The sequence below is a fragment of the Burkholderia sp. AU18528 genome, from assembly GCF_002223215.2.
Taxonomy (GTDB): Bacteria; Pseudomonadota; Gammaproteobacteria; order Burkholderiales; family Burkholderiaceae; genus Burkholderia; species Burkholderia semiarida.
In genome coordinates, this window is record NZ_NKFC02000008.1 from 61,231 (window position 1) to 78,058 (window position 16,828).

The window sequence follows — 16,828 nt, forward strand, 5'->3', positions numbered from 1 at the left end:
GGCGGCCCGTCACGCGAGCGCCGCTTCGCGCAGACGGAACTGCGCGACCGCCGCGCTCAGCCGCGCGCCCTGTTCGTCGAGCGACAGCGCCGCGGCCGCCGCCTCCTCGACCAGCGCGGCATTGCGCTGCATCGTCTGCTCCATCTGGATCACCGCGGCGTTCACCTGCTCGATGCCCGACGACTGCTCGTCGAATGCCTGGCTGGTTTCGCCCATGATCGCGTTGACGCGCTCGACCGCCGCGACGAGCTCGGCCATCGCCGAGCCGGCCAGCGCGACGAGGCCGCTGCCGTCTTCGACGCGTCGCGCGGAATGGCCGATCAGCTCGCGAATTTCCTTCGCCGCGGCGGCACAGCGCTGCGCGAGCCCGCGCACCTCGGTCGCGACGACCGCGAACCCGCGCCCCTGCTCGCCCGCGCGCGCGGCTTCGACGGCGGCGTTCAACGCGAGAATGTTCGTCTGAAACGCAATGCTCTCGATCACGCCGACGATGCCGGAGATGCGCGTGGAGCTCTGCGAGATTTCGGACATCGTCTCGACGACGCGCTGCATCGCTTCGCCGCCGCGCGACGCGATGCCGGCCGCGCCCTCGACGTACGTGCGCGCATCGCGCGCGTTGTCCGCGTTCTGGCGCACGGCCGCCGTCAGTTGCTCGACGCTCGCGGCCGCCTGCTGCAGCGATACGGCCTGCTGCTCGGTGCGCGCGGACAGGTCGACGTTGCCGCTCGCGATCGTGCGCACGTCGCCGACGATCGTCTCGGTGCTCGCGCGCACCTGGCTCACGGTATCGACGAGGCCGTCCTGCATCCGCTTCAGCGCGTTCAGCAGATACGCCATCTCGTTCTCGCCCGGCACGACGACCGCGCCGGTCAGGTCGCCTTTCGAGATTTTCTCGAACTGATCGACCGCGAGGTTGATCGGCTCGATGATCGCTTTCGCAAGCACGCGCTGCGCAACGAAGCCGACGACGAGCGCCAGCACCGCGACCACGCCCATCCCCCACACGATTCGGTGGAAATTGACGCCGGCCGCATCGTAGCGCGCCTTCTGGCGCGTGACCTGGAACGATTCGAGCGCGTCGATCGCCGCCTGGTAGGCCGCGAACAGCGCGGGCGGCGCGGTGCGCTGCGTGTCGAGAAAGTTGAATGCGTCGTCGCCGTCGAGCTGCGACAGCGCCTTCAGGAACACGCGGTCGAGCAGCGCGCGACGATGGGTCTGCAGCGTGTCGAACAGCGCCTGTTCGCCGGCGTCGCGCGCGTGCAGACGCGCGTACGCGTCCAGTTCGTCGTTGCTCTGCCTGAGCAGCGTGTGGAGTTGCGCGACTTCCGCCTTCGCGGGCTGGCCGGCGCTGATGATCTGCGCGACGTCGCTCATGCGTTCGCGCAGCACGAGCATGCGCTCGGAGCTGGTCTTCAGGTGCAGCAGCGACGCGGTATCGTCGCGATACATCGCCTCGAGCGAGCCGTTGCCCATGTAAAGGGCCGCGATGCAGGCGCCGACCACCAGCACGAGCAGCACGGTATAGCCGGCGATGGTCGCGAGGAGGCCACCACGGATAGTGAGTTGTTTTCGCATGACGTTCCCTTGAGCCGGCCCGGCACGGCCAGCGGCGGAGGTGAATTCCGGAACACGAACGACGCGCGCCATCGCGCAATACGCGGCGCGGGGCTGCGAACACGTTAACGGCGCGGGAAACGGGCGGCTTTTATCCGCACGCGACGCGAATCTGGACGATTGCGACAGAGAGAGGCGGAAGCAGCGCGGCTACCGGCCGTCGCCGGACCTCGAACGAATCTCGTCGGCCGACGCGTCGCGCGGGTGCGCGGCGGTCCGCCAAACGTTTTCCCACGCGTCCTTCACCATCGCCCGCCGGTCGCCGGTCGCCGGCATCGCGTCACGCGTCGGTCTCGTAAAACAGGCCGTATTCGCCGTTCGTTCTCCTGATTCGCGCGAACCCCGCTTCTCCCAGATGCATGCCGGCGATCAGCAGCCGTTCCGAGCTGACCCGGTCGAGCAGCCGCGAACGCGTCGCCACCGCCTGCGACGCATCGTGGTCGAACGCAATCGACACGTCCGGCCGCTTGATCTGGATGTGCGGAAAATGCACGATATCGCCCCACACGAGCAGGCCCTGATCGCCGGATTCGAGCACGTATCCGGTATGTCCGTCGGTATGCCCCGGCAGCGGCAGGGCCGTGATCCCCGGCAGCACCTTGCCTGCATCGAAGACCCGAAGCGCGTCGCCGTAAGCGTCGAATACCTGACGCGCGATCCGGAAATTGCCGCGGGCGCGCTCGCTGGCGCGGCTCAGGTTGCCATCGTCCCGCCAGAATTCGACCTCGCGCCGATGCGCGACCAGCTCCGCATTCGGAAACGCAACCTGTCCGGCCCCATTCACGAGCCCGCCGACGTGATCGGGATGGGCGTGCGTGAGCAGGACGGTGTCGATCGCGGCAGGATCGATACCGGCGAGCCGCAAATTGTCCTTCAGGCGGCCGCCCCATTGTTTGATGCCGCCAGCCCCTGCGTCGACGAGAATCGTGCGGCCCGCGCCGCGCACCACGTAGCAATTGATATGCACGGCGGACGGCTGCTGCTGGCCGGCCGCACGCTGCATCCCGGCAGCATCGGCCACGTCGATATTCGACAGGACATCGAGGCCGGCCGTCAGGTAGCCGTCGCTGATCGCGGTGATCGTGAAATCCCCGACACGCCGGCCGGGAAACGTCATGTTGGACACCATGCTTCTCCGGAGTGGCTAGTTTCGGGCGTGAAGGTTCGGCTCGGCATGACCGAAACAACGGATGCGTGCCGTCAGGCCCGTGCGGCGCACGACGGCGCGATCCAGCGCCTCCATGAATGCATGCATGACCGCGGGCGAGCGAAGCGACGCCTCGCGATACTGGATTTCCGCGAAAACGGGATGCCCGCATCCGTGCCGAACCGCCACGTAGATGACGTGGACGTTCCGCGGCTCCGCCTGAAGAACATCCGTACAGAGTTCGATGCAGTCGCCGGAAAGTTCGTCAAGGCGTGCGTCAGGCGGCATGCGCCGTGCATCGATATGGAAAGTCACGTTAGGCATCGCGGGCCCCTTTTGCGAGTTGCTCCGTGATCGGCGCGTACAGGTCGAGGCCGGCCGGCACGTTCCCGGCGACAGGGGCATCGCTCCGCGGCAGGACCGCGAGCCAGCGGCGCGCCGGATACCGCTCCAGCGCCACGGCCTGCATGGCCAGCGGCTTCAGGCCCAATCCGATCAACGGGTCGGGTCCGCTGGCGCTCAGCGCGAGCAGTTCGTCGGCATCGACCGCCGGCGCACGACCGATATCGCTGTAGAGATTGCGGTGCCAGTCGGTGATGTGTTGCTGCCAACGCGCGAAATTGCCGCCGCCTTTGCGCCGATATTCATCGCCGGTCAGCACGTCGAGACCATCGATCGTGTGAACGGCCAGATAAACGGGGCAGCCGGCGCCGATCGCCTTGAAACGCTGCGACGTGTGAAAGCCGCTGACCGAGATGAGGGCCGGCAGCTTTTCGAGACTGTAGAAGTCGTTCCATTCGGCTTCGCCGGCAGGGTCGGCGAAGGTGCATTCCACGGTGTAGATCATCGGATTGTCCTGTGTGACGGATCGGCATCCCGCGCTTCGAATGCGGGATATTCAGTGCAGTGACGTAATGCTAATCTGCTGTTTTCCGCGTAGATATCGACTTAAAGTCAGCCTTCAGTGATATTTGTTCAAGCTGACGGTCGAACGCGCTCCGACCGCGAGACTCCGATGCGACGCAAGATCCCGAGCAATTCCGCGCTCCTGGCCTTCGAGGCGGCGGCCCGACACGGCAGCTTCGCCCGCGCCGCGGACGAGCTGGCGCGCACCGAGGGCGCCGTCAGTCGCCAGATCGGCCGGCTGGAGGCATTCCTCGGCGTGACGCTGTTCGAACGCGTCGGCAACCGGGTGCGGCTCGCGCCCAACGGCACGCGATACGCGGTACAGGTGCGCGAGATTCTGGATCGGCTCGAACGGGACAGCCTGTATCTGATGGGGCAGCCCGTCGAAGGCGCGAGCATCGACATCGCCGCGATTCCGACCTTCGCGACCCGCTGGCTGATCCCGCGGCTCAAGCGCTTTCAGGATCGCCATCCGAACGTCACCGTGCATATCGCCGAACGGATGGAGCCCTTCCTCCTGGCCGGCAGCGGATTCGACGCGGCCGTTCATTTCGAACATCCGGCCTGGGCCGGCATGCATCTGCATCCGCTGCTGGAAGAGGTGCTGGTACCCGTCTGCAGTCCGGCGCTTCTCGAAGGCGTCGGCGCGCACCCGTCGCTGGATGCGCTGCCGCGCCTTCACCGGCGGCAGAATCCCGACGCGTGGCAAATCTATGCGCAGGAGACCGGCATCGAGCTGACCAATTCGGCGGTCGGCCCACGATACGATCTCCATTCGATGCTGATCGAGGCCGCGCTGGCCGGGCTGGGCGTCGCCCTGGTGCCGCGCCTTTACGTCGGGTCCGAACTTGAACAAGGGCGGCTGGTCGCGCCCTGGCCCGACGGCAATGCGATTACCAAGCACTTCTGCCTCGTGCTGCCCGAGCCGATCGAATTGAGCGCGGCGCCGGTGCGGGCGTTTGCGGAGTGGGTGCTGGGCGAGGCGCGAGGGTTGGTGCGTTGATGCCGCGCCCGACGTTCATCGCGACACGGATCAGGAAAGCTCTTTACGGATGATGCAGACCGATATCGAAGCCCCGGGGCCCGCCGGCCCGCTGCGCGGCACGCTGTTGTCTCCTGCGACGGCCGATGTTCCGGTGGTGCTGATCGTGCCGGGATCGGGCCCGACTGACCGGAACGGCAACAATCCCTACGGCATTCGGGCATCGACCTATCGTTTGCTAGCCGAAGGATTGCTCGATCGAGGCATCGCGTCGGTTCGCATCGACAAGCGCGGCATGTACGGTAGCGCTTCGGCGATCGCGGATGCGGACGACGTCACGATCGACGACTACGCAGCAGACGTCCGCGCGTGGGTGGCCGCCATCCGGACGCGGACCGGTGCGCGCCGGGTATGGGTGCTCGGGCATAGCGAGGGAGGATGGGTCGCGTTGTTGGCGGCGCGGCAGACCGCCGATATTTCCGGTCTGATCCTCGTGTCAACACCGGGACGGCCGCTCGGACAGGTATTGGCGCAGCAACTGCAGTCGAACCCCGCGAATGCCGGTGTACTGAGCAACGCGATGTCGATACTCGAATCGCTCGAAGCCGGGAAGACGGTCGACGCGGCCGACATCGATCCCGCGCTGATGGCGTTGTTCAGGCCGCAGGTTCAGCGGTTCCTGATGAGCGAATTGGCGATCGATCCGGCCGCCCTTCTCACTGGCTATACGAAGCCGGTGCTGATCGTGCAGGGCGCGCGCGATATTCAGGTTGACGTGCAGGATGCGCAGCGGTTGAAGGACGCGAATCCACGCGCCCGGCTGACAATTGTCGCGAATGCCGATCACGTGCTCAAAACCGTCCACGCGGACGCGCGGGACGACAACCTTGCCGCGTACTCGGATCCGGATCTTCCTTTGGCAAGCGGTGTCGTGGAAGCCATTTCGGCATTCGTTCGGGAGCCGAATGGCGGCGGCCTGGGTCATCCTGCGCTTTCGCAACGGAAAAACGCGCGATGACGCACCTGATTCGATTCCGGGTTCGGCCTGTTTATCACGGTAGCGATCTGCTGGTCGAAATACTCGATGACCACCGCGCAGCCGACTTTCCGGATATCGCCGAGATCCTCCGGGATGCGCTGCATGCCGTCCGGCTCGCGCATCCGGACGGCCTCGACGACCCGCACGTCGCCTTGTCGCAGGACCGCTATTTCAGCTATTGGACGTATGATCGCGGCGACTATGAAATCGACGACGATATCTGGGGCTGGTGTGCCACCGCGCCGGTGAACAACCGGGTCATCGTCACGGACATCGAGCGGGCGCTGCTGGCGACCGGAAAATTCATCAAGGAACCCGTGGATTTCGGCAAGTTTGCGTGACGCAAAGCGATCGCATCCGCCGGTACTTCGAACCGCCGCTCCCCTCCGCTAATCCAGATAGGGCTCCAACACACCCGCGATCCAGTCCATGAAAGCCCGCACGCGCGGCGAAAGATTGCGCCGATGGCGCAGACGCCGGCCGATGCGTCGCCTGAAGAAATGTCGCCGGGCGATCTCGAAACGGCCCGCCGCTATGGCGCACGCGTCGCGATGATTGCCGGCCAGCTTCGTGCCGGCCAGTCACGCGGCGACTGACGCCAGGCTTCTCCGAATTCGACGATCGATTCCCGCGCCGCGCATCACTTCGGAAACACGCCCTTGCTCATCGCATCGAGCTGCCGAACGATCTCCGCGCGCAATTCGGCCGACAGCTCGACGCTGTCGAGCAGTTCGGAAATCCACAACCCGTCGGCGGCGAGCCGGCAGATCATCAGCGTCGCGGCCCGCTCGAGCGGCACCGGGTCGGGCCGTGTCCATTCGCGCATCGGCACCGACCAGCGCGCACGCGTGTCCTGCTCGGTGATCATCGACGCGACCAGCACGCGCAGCACATCGATACTCGCAGCCGGGTTGGCGGCATCGAGCACCGCGTGCAGATACGCGCGCGCCGCCGCGCCGTCGCCACTGGAATCGGCCGCCATCCGCGCGGCCAGTTGCGCGCCGAACCGTTCGGTCGCCTGCCCGAACAGCGCATCCAGCAGCCCCTGCTTGTTCGCGAAGTGATATTGCAGCGCGCCTTTCGTCACGCCGGCACGCTCGGCCACCGCATCGAGGGTCAATGCGGCCACGCCGTGATGCGTCGCGATCTCCGACGCGGCCGCCAGCAATTGCGCGCGCACCTGGTCCGGCGCTTTTTTTCGCCGCACGCCGGCCACAGCGGTAGCCGGCGGCGCCGATGATCCTACAGGCGCGCGTGCACCGGGCGTTCCAGCCGGTTCGACAGGCGCGGACACGTCGCGCGGCGTGGGTTCGAGGCGTTTTTTCATGACGCGGATGGTAGCACCGCCCGTCTCGATATAAACATTCCATCTGGATGGTATGATCCGCCGCATGAACAAGACTACCCCCTCTCCCTGGTCCGCGCTCGACACGGCCATCGCGCGCGGACGCGACGCACTCGTGCGCCTTCAGCAGCCCGACGGCAGCTGGTGTTTCGAACTCGAATCCGACGCGACGATCACCGCGGAATACATCCTGATGATGCATTTCATGGACAAGATCGACGACGTGCGCCAGGAGAAGATGGCGCGCTACCTGCGCGCGAACCAGCGGCTCGACACGCATGGCGCATGGGATCTGTACGTCGACGGCGCGCCGGACGTGTCGTGCAGCGTGAAGGCGTACTTCGCGCTGAAGGCGGCCGGCGACAGCGAACGGGCGCCGCACATGATCCGCGCGCGCGACGCGATCCTGACGCTCGGCGGCGCGGCGCGCGCGAACGTGTTCACGCGCATCCTGCTCGCGACGTTCGGCCAGGTGCCGTGGCGGGCGACGCCGTTCATGCCGGTCGAATTCGTGCTGTTCCCGAAGTGGGTGCCGATCTCGATGTACAAGGTCGCGTACTGGGCGCGCACGACGATGGTGCCGCTGCTGGTGCTGTGCTCGCTGAAGGCGCGTGCGCGCAATCCGCGCAACGTGTCGATCCGCGAGCTGTTCGTCACGCCGCCGGAGCAAGAGCGCCAGTACTTCCCGCCCGCGCGTGGCATGCGCCGGTTGTTCCTCGCGCTCGACCGCGCCGTCCGCCCTATCGAGCCGCTGCTGCCGAAGCGCTTGCGGCAGCGCGCGATCCGGCACGCGGAAGCGTGGTGCGCGCAACGGATGAACGGCGAGGACGGGCTCGGCGGCATCTTCCCGCCGATCGTCTACAGCTATCAGATGATGCAGGTGCTCGGCTACCCGGACGATCATCCGCTGCGGCGCGACTGCGAGAACGCGCTGGAGAAGCTGCTGGTCACGCGGCCGGACGGCAGCATGTATTGCCAGCCGTGCCTGTCGCCGGTGTGGGACACCGCGTGGAGCACGATGGCGCTCGAACAGGCGCGCGGCGTCGCTGCGCCGGAAGCCGGCGAGTCGGCCGGCGCGCTGCGCGAGCTCGATGCACGCATCGCTCGCGCGTACGACTGGCTGGCCGGGCGGCAGGTGAACGACCTGCGCGGCGACTGGATCGAGAACGCACCGGCCGGCGTCGAACCGGGCGGCTGGGCGTTCCAGTACGCGAACCCGTACTACCCGGACATCGACGATACGGCGGTCGTCACCGCGATGCTCGATCGCCGCGGCCGCACGCATCGCCACGCGGACGGCACGAATCCGTACGCGTCGCGCGTCGCGCGCGCGCTCGACTGGATGCGCGGGCTGCAATCGCGCAACGGCGGCTTCGCGGCGTTCGACGCCGACTGCGACCGCATGTATCTGAACGCGATCCCGTTCGCCGACCATGGCGCGCTGCTCGATCCGCCCACGGAAGACGTATCGGGCCGCGTGCTGCTGTGCTTCGGCGTGGCGAAGCGCGCGGACGACCGTGCGTCGCTCGCCCGCGCGATCGACTACGTGAAACGCACGCAGCAGCCCGACGGCAGCTGGTGGGGCCGCTGGGGCACGAACTACCTGTACGGCACGTGGAGCGTGCTGGCCGGCCTCGCGCTCGCCGGCGAGGACAAGTCACAGCCCTATATCGCACGCGCGCTCGACTGGCTGCGCGCGCGGCAGCATGCGGACGGCGGCTGGGGCGAGACGAACGACAGTTACATCGACCCGAAACTAGCCGGCACGAATGGCGGCGAGAGCACGTCGAACTGCACCGCGTGGGCGCTGCTCGCACAGATGGCGTTCGGCGACTGCGAATCCGATTCGGTGCGGCGCGGCATCGCGTATCTGCTGTCGGTGCAGCAGGAAGACGGCTTCTGGTGGCACCGTTCGCACAATGCGCCGGGCTTTCCGCGCATTTTCTACCTGAAGTATCACGGCTATACCGCGTACTTCCCGCTGTGGGCACTCGCGCGTTATCGGCGGCTTGCGGGCGCGAAGGATGCGGGTGCAACCACGTCGTCCGCGTCCGGCGCGCCCGCCCCACGCGCAACGGACAGCGCGCTCGCCTGAGCCGGAATCCCGGCCGACACGGCAACACGCCGGCACGCCCGCCGGCGTCCGGCGTGCTCGACACACGTTTCGTCCCCCTTCCCCGCTCACGCGTCGCGCGGCGTCCGCATCCGCGCGAACGCGTCGCGCAAATCCGCGCAGAACGCATCGCCGATCATCGACAGCGGCTGCGACGCGGACGTCACCAGGTAGAAGTGATCTGGCACGGCCGGCTCGAACGGCTTGACGGCCACGCGCTCGCCCGCATACGCGGCCGTCACCGGATCGATCAGCGCGACGCCCGCGCCGTTCGCGACGAACGCGACGATCGTCCGTGACAGTTGCGCCTCGATCGACAGCACGCGCGCCACGCCGGCTTCCACGAAAACGCGGTCGATCGCGCTGCGCGCCTCGAAACTCGGCGGAAACGAGATGAACGGTTCGCCGCGCAGATCGGCCGGCCGCACGACGCGCTTGCGCGCGAGCCGGTGCCCGCGCGGCACGATGCAGCGCATCGCGCTTTCCGCGAGCCGCTCGCCGCGCACGGCCGGATGCGGAACGGGCTCGGCGATCAGCCCGACATCGCACTGCCCCGACGCGACCTTGTCGACGACGGTCGACGCACTGTGCGCGAGCAGCGTGATGTCGACGCCCGGATGCGCGTGCGAGAAACGCGTGACGAGCTCCGGCAGCAGATCGAGCGCGACGGCGGGCGAGCCGGCCACGCGCAGCGTGCCGCGCCGCATCGCGCGGATCTGCTCGGCGGCCTGCGCGACGCGATCGAGGCCGACGAACGCGCGCTCGACTTCCTCGTACAGCACGCGCGCCTGCGCGGTCGGCGTGAAGCGGCCCTGCTGCCGCTCGAACAGCACGAAGCCGATCCGCGCCTCGAGATCGGCGATCAGCCGGCTCACGGCCGGCTGCGAGATATGGAGCTCGCGCGCCGCGCGCGTGACGGTATGACGCTGCATCACCGCACGAAACGCTTCGATCTGGCGAATCCTGAGCGAGGGCGTGGTCATAACACTGGATTATGGATCGTTGATCAAGCTGTATTGGACAGCCCATTTTGCCTGTCCGAACATCGGTTCCGCAACGTACCGAAAGCAAGGAGACGCGCCGCCATGGGATATAACACGCAACCGCCTCACCCGCGACAACGGAGCCGCGCATGACCGCGCGCCGCTTCGACGTCGTCGTGGCCGGCGGCGGCCTCGTCGGCATGGCCATCGCGTGGGGCCTCGCGCGTCTCGGCCAACGCGTCGCGGTGTGCGACGGCGACGACATCGCGTTTCGCGCGGCGCGCGGCAATTTCGGGCTCGTGTGGGTGCAGGGCAAAGGCGGCCGCTGCCTGCCGTATGCGCGCTGGTCACGCGAATCGTCCGAGCGCTGGCATGCGTTCGCCGCGCAGTTGCAGCGCGAAACGGGCGTGGACTGCGCGTTCGAACGCCCGGGCGGCATCGAGCTGTTCGAACATCGCACGGAACTGGACAGCGCGACCGACCTGCTCGAATCGCTGCGCCGGCAGGAAGCCGCGCTGTCGTACGAAGTACTCGATCCGGCGGCGCTGCGCCGTCTCGTTCCCGCGGCATCGCCGTCGCTCGCCGGCGCGCTCTGGTCGCCGAACGACGGTCACGCGAATCCGCTCGTCACGCTGCGCGCGATGCTGCAGGCGTTCCAGCAGTGCGGCGGCATCTATCTGCCGCGCAGCGAAGTCGCCGAGATCCGCCCGCGCGCCGGGCGCTTCGAGATCGACACGCGCGATGCGCGGCTCGAAGCCGGGCGCGTGGTGCTCGCGGCCGGCCTCGACAACGCGCGGCTCGCGCCGATGGTCGACCTGCGCGCCCCGATCTCGCCGTTGCGCGGCCAGATCATGGTCACCGAGCGCGTCGCGCCGTTTCTCGACTATCCGACGCTCGTCGTCCGGCAGACCTCGGAAGGATCGGTATTGCTCGGCGACTCCGCCGAAGACGTCGGCTTCGACGACGGCCAGACGCGCCCGGCGATGGTCGACATCGCGCGCCGCGCCCGCGCCGCGTTCCCGGCGCTGGCCCATGCGCGCATCGTGCGCGCGTGGGGTGCGCTGCGCATCATGACGCCCGACGGCTTGCCCGTCTACGAAGCGTCGGCCACGTATCCCGGCGCATTCATCGCGATCTGCCACAGCGGCGTGACGCTCGCGGCGGCCCACGCCGATCTCGTCGCGCCGTGGATCGCCGGCGGCGCCGCGCCGGCCGACCTGTCCGCCTTTACCACCGCGCGCTTCGCCGCGCCCACGGAAGCCCGGCATGTTTGAATCCCTCATTCCCGCCGCCGCGATGCTCGACCGCGTGCGCATCCATATCGACGGCACGCCGCACGACGTGCCCGCACACGACAGCGTCGCGGCCGCGATGCTCGCCGCCGGTTCGGCCGCGTGCCGCACGAGCGCCGTGAGCGGCGCGCCGCGCGGCCCGTTCTGCATGATGGGCGTGTGCTTCGACTGCCTCGTCGAAATCGACGGCGTGCCGAACGTGCAAGGCTGCATGACGCCCGTCGCCGACGGCATGCAGGTGCGCACGATGCACGGCAAGGCGAGGTTCGCATGACGCGCCGCCAGTGCGACCTGCTGATCGTCGGCGCCGGGCCGGCCGGAATGGCGGCGGCGATTGCCGCGCGCGCGGCCGGCTTGTCGGTGGTCGTCGCGGACGAGGGCCGCGCGCCCGGCGGCCAGATCTACCGCAACGTGGCCGATGCGCCGGCGCCGCTCGCGCAATGGCTCGGCGCCGACTACGCGGCCGGCCGCCCGCTCGTGGACGGCCTGCTCGCCAGCGGCGCGCATTACCTGCCGCGCAGCGTCGTGTGGCAAATCGCGTTCGAGCCGGAACCCGTCGCGATGCTCACGCAAGGCGGCCCGTCGCGCGGCACGCTCGACATCGGCGCGCGCGCGGTGCTGATCGCGACCGGCGCGCAGGAGCGGCCGTGGCCGGTACCCGGCTGGACGTTGCCCGGCGTGATGGGCGTCGGCGCCGCGCAGACGCTGCTGAAAGCGTCGGGGCTCGCGCCGTCGACGGACGCCGTGCTCGCGGGCAGCGGCCCGCTTTTGTGGCTGTTCGCCGCGCAATTGCTGAATGCCGGCCGGCGCGTGCGCGCGCTGGTCGATACGACACCGCGCGATGCGTGGCGCCGCGCGCTCCCGCATGCGCTGCCGGCACTGCGCGGTGCCGACTATCTGCTCAAGGGCTGGCGCATGCTGCGCGCGGTGCGCCACGCCGGGATTCCCGTCTATCGCGGCGCGACCGACGTCCGCATCGACGGCGACGAGCGCGCCGAACGCATCCGCTTTCGCGACGCGCACGGCGTCGCGCAAGCGCTCGACACGTCGCTCGTGCTGCTGCATCAGGGCGTCGTTCCGTCGACGCAGCTCGCGCGCTCGCTCGGCTGTGCGCATGAATGGGACGAGTCGTCGGCATGCTGGCGGCCGCGGTGCGACGCGCGCGGCCGCAGCAGCGTGCCGCACGTGTGGATCGCGGGCGACGGCGCCGGCATCGGCGGCGCACGGGCGGCGGCACTGGCCGGCGAAATATCAGCGCTCGACATCGCCGTGCAACTCGGTGCGCTCGATGCGCAACGGCAGGCCGCACGCGAACGCCCGGTGCTGCACGCATTGCGCCGCCACCTCGCGGTGCGCCCGCTGCTCGATGCGCTGTACACGCCACCCGCCGCGCTGCGCCGCCCCGACGACGACACGATCGTGTGCCGCTGCGAGGAAGTCACGGCCGGCGAGATCCGCCAGCTCGCGACGCTCGGCTGCCAGGGGCCGAACCAGATGAAGGCGTTCACGCGCTGCGGGATGGGCCCGTGCCAGGGGCGCTGGTGCGGCACGACGGTCGGCGAGCTGATCGCCGACGTGCAGCAACGCGGCGTCGGCGACGTCGGGCACTACCGGATCCGCGCGCCGATCAAGCCCGTCACCGTCGGCGAGATGGCCGACGCCCTCGAACTGTCGAACGATTTTCAGCGCGGCGAATTCCCGAGCTGACGCGCATGCCCACTCTTCCCCACACGAACGGAGCCTGACCATGAAGACGCGCATCACGATTCTCCTTGCCGCCGCCGCGATGGCCGTCGCGTCGCCGGCATCGGCGAAGGAATGGACGACCATCCGCATCGGCGTCGATCCGACCTACCCGCCGTTCGAATCGACCGCGGCCGACGGCAGCGTGAAGGGCTTCGACATCGATCTCGGCAACGCGCTGTGCGCGAAGCTGAAGGCAAAATGCGTGTGGGTGTCGAGCAGTTTCGACGGGCTGATTCCGGGGCTCCAGGCGCGCAAGTTCGACGTGATCCTGTCGTCGATGGCCGCGACCGAACAGCGGCGCCGGCAGATCGACTTCACCGACCGCCTGTACCGCAACCAGACGCGGCTGATCGCGCGTACCGGGTCGGGGCTGCTGCCGGACGCGGCGAAGCTCGCCGGCAAGCGCGTCGCGGTCGAGCAGGGCACGGTCCAGGAAACCTATGCGCGCGAGAAGTGGGCGGCCGCGAAGGTCGAGGTCGTGCCGTATCCGAGCTACGACCAGGCGTACGCGGATCTCGTCACCGGGCGCGTCGACGGCGTGCTGATGGATGCGGTGCAAGGCCAGCTCGGATTCCTGGCGACGCCGCGCGGCAAGGGCTTCTCGTTCGCGGGCGGCGTGGTGTACGACGCGAAGATCATGGGCAACGGCGATGCGGCCGGCGTGCGCAAGACCGACACCGACCTGCGCGACGCGCTGAACCGCGCGATCGCGCAGATTCGCAGCGACGGCACCTACGACACGATCCAGTCGAAATATTTCGACTTCGACATGTACGGGAATTGACGACACGCGTGCGCGCGCCGCGTCGTGCGCAGGCAAGTGGATCCGGTCCGGATTGCATGAACAAGTTCCTTTAGGACACAATCTTCCGATCTTGAGTCCGATAAGGTCTGACATGCTCGACATCCGCCAGCTTCAATATTTCATCGCGGTCGCGGAAGAGGAACACGTCGGCCGCGCCGCCGAGCGCCTGCACATCTCGCAATCACCGCTCAGCCGCCAGATCGCGCAGCTCGAGGAAAAGCTCGGCCTCACGCTGTTCGAACGCAGCCAGCAGCGCATTCGTCTGACGCGCGACGGGCGCACGTTTCTCGGCGAAACGCGCGCGTTCCTGCGCCACGCGAACCGGCTCGAATCGCTCGCGCGCCGGCTCGGTCGCGGCGACGAAGGCGGCCTCTGCATCGGCTACCTCGAAACGGCCACGCACTCGGGCGTGCTACCGCGCGCGTTGAAAACGCTGCGCGCCGGGCGCCCGTCCGTTCACATCGCTTTGTACAACTATCAATCGGCCGCGCAGCTCGAAGGCTTGCGCGAGCGCAGCCTCGACATCGCGCTCGTCACCGAGCCGCCCGCGCCGGACGATCCCGAACTCGATTCGACGAAGGTGCTGGACGATCCGATGCTGCTCGCGATGCCCGACGGGCATCCGCTCGCGAAGAAGAAGACGCTCGTCGCCGACGATCTCGCCGCGCAGGCGTGGATCGGCGTCACGCAGCAGGACAGTGCGCCGCGTCACGGCGCGTTCGTCGCGGCCTGCGCGAAGGCCGGTTTTTCGCCGGACATTTCAGTGGAAGCGACCGAGCCGCTCGCCGCGCTCGGCCTCGTCGCGGCCGGGCTCGGCGTGACGATGATCCAGCAGAGCCTGCGTCACCAGGTGCCGGAAGGCGTCGTGCTGCGCGCGCTGCCGTGGTTCAGCTACCGCACGCCGCTGTGGGCCGCATGGCACAAGGTCAATCTGCGGCCGCTGGTCGGAATCTTCCGCGAGATCCTGACCGGCGAGGAAGTCGCCGCGACCGTGGCGAAATAAATCCGCGAACGCGCGGGGCGTCGTTGCATCACGGCGCCTTACGCGCCTGTCGCGAGTGTGACGATCGCTTCGCAACCCTGACTGTCCTCGCGCCTTGCGCGGCTTCCGCTTCCGGTCATCGCCTTTCAGGATCGACGATCGGCCGGCAGCGGCGCATTGGCCGCGATCAGACCTTGTTCGCGCATCTCGCGCCAGAAGTCGGCCGGAATCGCCGCGTTCAGCGCCGCCTGGTCTTCCGCGATCCGCTCCGGACGGCTCGCGCCCGGGATCACCGCGACGGTGGCCGGATGCGACATCGAGAACTGCAGCGCGGCGGCCTTGATCGGCACGTTGTAGCGCGCGGCGATCGCCTTGATCCGCTCCACCTTCGCGAGGATTTCCGGCGAAGCCTTCTGGTATTCGAAGTGCGTGCCGCCCGCGAGCACGCCCGAGCTGTACGGGCCGCCGACGACGATCCCGACGCCGCGCGCGGCCGCCGCCGGCATCACGCGCTGCAGCGCGCGCTCGTGATCGAGCAGCGTGTAGCGGCCGGCCAGCAGCATGCCGTCCGGTTGCGGCTCGGCAAGGTCGAGCACCAGTTCGATCGGTTCGACGCGGTTCACGCCGAGGCCCCATGCGTTGATCACGCCTTCTTCGCGCAGCTGGCTCAGCACGCGGAATGCGCCCTTGCGCGCCACTTCGAATTGCGCGAGCCATTCGTCGCCGTAGAAGTCCTGCGCGATGTCGTGCACCCACACGATATCGAGGCGGTCGGTGCGCAGGCGTTTCAGGCTGTCCTCGATCGAGCGCAGCGTCGCGTCGGCCGAGTAGTCGTTGACGATGCGGTTCGGCCGGCCGTGTTCGAACAGGCCGCCCTTTTCGCCGAGATCGCGCGCCGACACGTCTTCGATTTCGTCGAGAATCACGCGGCCAACCTTCGTGCTCAGCACGTATTCGTCGCGCGAATGGTTCGCCAGCGCGTCGCCGAGGCGGATTTCCGCGAGGCCGGCGCCGTAGAACGGGGCCGAATCGAAATAGCGGATGCCGTGTTGCCACGCGGCTTCGACGGTGGCCGCGGCTTCCGCGTCGGGGATGTTGCGGAACATGTTGCCGAGCGGGGCGGTACCGAAACCGAGGATCTTGTTGCCGGGCAGCGCGAGACTCATGATTTTCTCCAGGGAACGAGGGAAAGCGGGTTCAGTCTAGGGAAGCGGGTTAAGTCTGTCCAAGACGGAATTCGACACAGTTGAGTCGCTCAAGGTCTGATAGGCCGATTCGCGGCGCGTTTCGATCGCGAGCCGCGGCGCCTGTTCGGGCGAGACGCCCGGCCCGCAACGCGGCCGACCGAATTCACGTTCGATTCGTGACTCGGGATCAAAAATGATTTAGCCCGACAGTCGTTTTTCCGCGACGCCGCCGTACCTATATTGGCTGCACACGCAACGACATCGACGTCGTCGACGTTGGTTGCGGTTCACTCGACCAGACAGGTACCCATGATGAAAACGCTCGTTACTTCCACGCTTGTCGCACTGATCCTTTCCGCACCGGCGCTGTCGTTCGCGCACCAGGCCGACCATCAACTGACCCGCGCCGAAGTGAAGGCCGAAATGGCGCGCCTCGTGGCCGTCGGCTACACCCCGGCGATGGATCACAACCAGTATCCGGCCGCGATTCTCGCCGCCGAAAAGCGTGTGCGTGAAAACGCCGTCGCACAAGGCGCGCCGAATGCCGCCTCGGCCGCGGACAAAACCGGCTACGGCAACGAAGCCCGCACCACCGACGAATCCGGCCGCGCGATGATGGTCAACGGTCGCGACTCGATCTATCGCGGTCATTGAGTCCCGTCGGCGTGCAAGAGAGCACGCCTTTCG

General features: G+C 68.0%; 17 protein-coding genes and 2 pseudogenes. 11 read left to right on the top strand and 8 right to left on the bottom strand.

Translation table 11 applies throughout. The features are described from left to right. Positions 1-9: 9 nt before the first annotated feature. The 4 genes from CFB52_RS29765 to CFB52_RS29785 all read right to left on the bottom strand — a co-directional run bounded on the left by CFB52_RS29765 (position 10) and on the right by CFB52_RS29785 (position 3,608). The gene (locus CFB52_RS29765; protein ID WP_060009129.1) at positions 10-1,575 is read right to left on the bottom strand and encodes a methyl-accepting chemotaxis protein; all 1,566 of its coding nucleotides are present in this window, start codon (positions 1,573-1,575) and stop codon (positions 10-12) included. Between the two features lie 319 nt (positions 1,576-1,894). Further along, a complete protein-coding gene (locus CFB52_RS29775; RefSeq protein ID WP_099318324.1) occupies positions 1,895-2,740 on the bottom strand; it encodes an MBL fold metallo-hydrolase in 846 nt (281 codons plus the stop codon). Positions 2,741-2,758: 18 nt separating this feature from the next. After that, on the bottom strand, positions 2,759-3,085 hold the full coding sequence (locus CFB52_RS29780) for a hypothetical protein (protein ID WP_060009132.1): 327 nt from the start codon (positions 3,083-3,085) through the stop codon (positions 2,759-2,761). Then, positions 3,078-3,608 (bottom strand): sugar ABC transporter, encoded by a 531-nt coding sequence (locus CFB52_RS29785; protein WP_099318247.1) that lies wholly within the window; start codon positions 3,606-3,608, stop codon positions 3,078-3,080. Before CFB52_RS29785 ends, CFB52_RS29780 begins: the two co-directional genes overlap by 8 nt. A 168-nt stretch (positions 3,609-3,776) precedes the next feature. On the opposite strand from CFB52_RS29785, the gene CFB52_RS29790 reads away from it, so the two are divergent. Genes CFB52_RS29790 through CFB52_RS29800 form a run of 3 tightly spaced genes read left to right on the top strand, consistent with a single transcriptional unit; the run spans position 3,777 to position 6,029 of the window. After that, a complete protein-coding gene (locus tag CFB52_RS29790; protein WP_099318248.1) occupies positions 3,777-4,670 on the top strand; it encodes a LysR substrate-binding domain-containing protein in 894 nt (297 codons plus the stop codon). 49 nt (positions 4,671-4,719) lie between these two features. Beyond that, positions 4,720-5,667, top strand: coding sequence for an alpha/beta hydrolase (locus CFB52_RS29795; RefSeq protein ID WP_099318249.1), 948 nt, complete (start codon positions 4,720-4,722; stop codon positions 5,665-5,667). Then, entirely contained in the window at positions 5,664-6,029 is a 366-nt protein-coding gene (locus CFB52_RS29800; protein WP_099318250.1) for a hypothetical protein, read from the top strand. Before CFB52_RS29795 ends, CFB52_RS29800 begins: the two co-directional genes overlap by 4 nt. A gap of 48 nt (positions 6,030-6,077) precedes the next feature. On the opposite strand, the pseudogene CFB52_RS35340 reads toward CFB52_RS29800, so the two are convergent. Further along, positions 6,078-6,155: pseudogene (locus tag CFB52_RS35340) on the bottom strand (transcriptional regulator); the annotation flags it as partial. Between CFB52_RS35340 and CFB52_RS29810 the strand changes: the two are divergent. Further along, positions 6,144-6,284, top strand: a pseudogene (locus tag CFB52_RS29810) (NADPH-dependent FMN reductase); the annotation flags it as partial. The pseudogenes CFB52_RS35340 and CFB52_RS29810 sit on opposite strands and share 12 nt — an antisense overlap. Before the next feature lie 44 nt (positions 6,285-6,328). Here CFB52_RS29810 and CFB52_RS29815 read toward each other — a convergent pair. Further along, entirely contained in the window at positions 6,329-7,015 is a 687-nt protein-coding gene (locus CFB52_RS29815; RefSeq protein ID WP_099318251.1) for a TetR/AcrR family transcriptional regulator, read from the bottom strand. A 52-nt stretch (positions 7,016-7,067) separates the two neighbouring features. On the opposite strand from CFB52_RS29815, the gene shc reads away from it, so the two are divergent. Then, positions 7,068-9,128, top strand: coding sequence for a squalene--hopene cyclase (gene shc, locus CFB52_RS29820; RefSeq protein ID WP_099318252.1), 2,061 nt, complete (start codon positions 7,068-7,070; stop codon positions 9,126-9,128). Between the two features lie 86 nt (positions 9,129-9,214). On the opposite strand, the gene CFB52_RS29825 is transcribed toward shc, so the two are convergent. Further along, complete coding sequence (locus CFB52_RS29825; protein ID WP_059579298.1) at positions 9,215-10,129, bottom strand: LysR substrate-binding domain-containing protein; 915 nt, start codon at positions 10,127-10,129, stop codon at positions 9,215-9,217. Positions 10,130-10,278: 149 nt separating this feature from the next. Between CFB52_RS29825 and CFB52_RS29830 the strand changes: the two genes are divergently transcribed. From CFB52_RS29830 to CFB52_RS29850, 5 genes are all read left to right on the top strand, one after another. Next, a complete protein-coding gene (locus CFB52_RS29830; protein ID WP_099318253.1) occupies positions 10,279-11,403 on the top strand; it encodes an FAD-binding oxidoreductase in 1,125 nt (374 codons plus the stop codon). After that, on the top strand, positions 11,396-11,695 hold the full coding sequence (locus tag CFB52_RS29835; RefSeq protein WP_099318254.1) for a (2Fe-2S)-binding protein: 300 nt from the start codon (positions 11,396-11,398) through the stop codon (positions 11,693-11,695). The genes CFB52_RS29830 and CFB52_RS29835 overlap by 8 nt, the downstream gene beginning before the upstream one ends. Next, entirely contained in the window at positions 11,692-13,128 is a 1,437-nt protein-coding gene (locus CFB52_RS29840) for an NAD(P)/FAD-dependent oxidoreductase (protein ID WP_099318255.1), read from the top strand. Before CFB52_RS29835 ends, CFB52_RS29840 begins: the two co-directional genes overlap by 4 nt. Before the next feature lie 40 nt (positions 13,129-13,168). Next, positions 13,169-13,951: an ABC transporter substrate-binding protein gene (locus tag CFB52_RS29845; protein WP_099318256.1), complete on the top strand. Its 783-nt coding sequence runs from the start codon at positions 13,169-13,171 to the stop codon at positions 13,949-13,951. A gap of 112 nt (positions 13,952-14,063) precedes the next feature. Then, positions 14,064-14,975: a LysR family transcriptional regulator gene (locus CFB52_RS29850; protein WP_099318257.1), complete on the top strand. Its 912-nt coding sequence runs from the start codon at positions 14,064-14,066 to the stop codon at positions 14,973-14,975. Between the two features lie 125 nt (positions 14,976-15,100). Here the strand turns inward: CFB52_RS29850 and CFB52_RS29855 are convergent, their stop codons facing one another. Then, entirely contained in the window at positions 15,101-16,120 is a 1,020-nt protein-coding gene (locus CFB52_RS29855) for an aldo/keto reductase (protein ID WP_099318258.1), read from the bottom strand. Positions 16,121-16,450: 330 nt separating this feature from the next. Here CFB52_RS29855 and CFB52_RS29860 point away from each other — a divergent pair, with 330 nt between their 5' ends. Continuing rightward, complete coding sequence (locus CFB52_RS29860) at positions 16,451-16,795, top strand: DUF4148 domain-containing protein (protein WP_180278287.1); 345 nt, start codon at positions 16,451-16,453, stop codon at positions 16,793-16,795. The last annotated feature ends 33 nt before the right edge of the window (positions 16,796-16,828 follow it).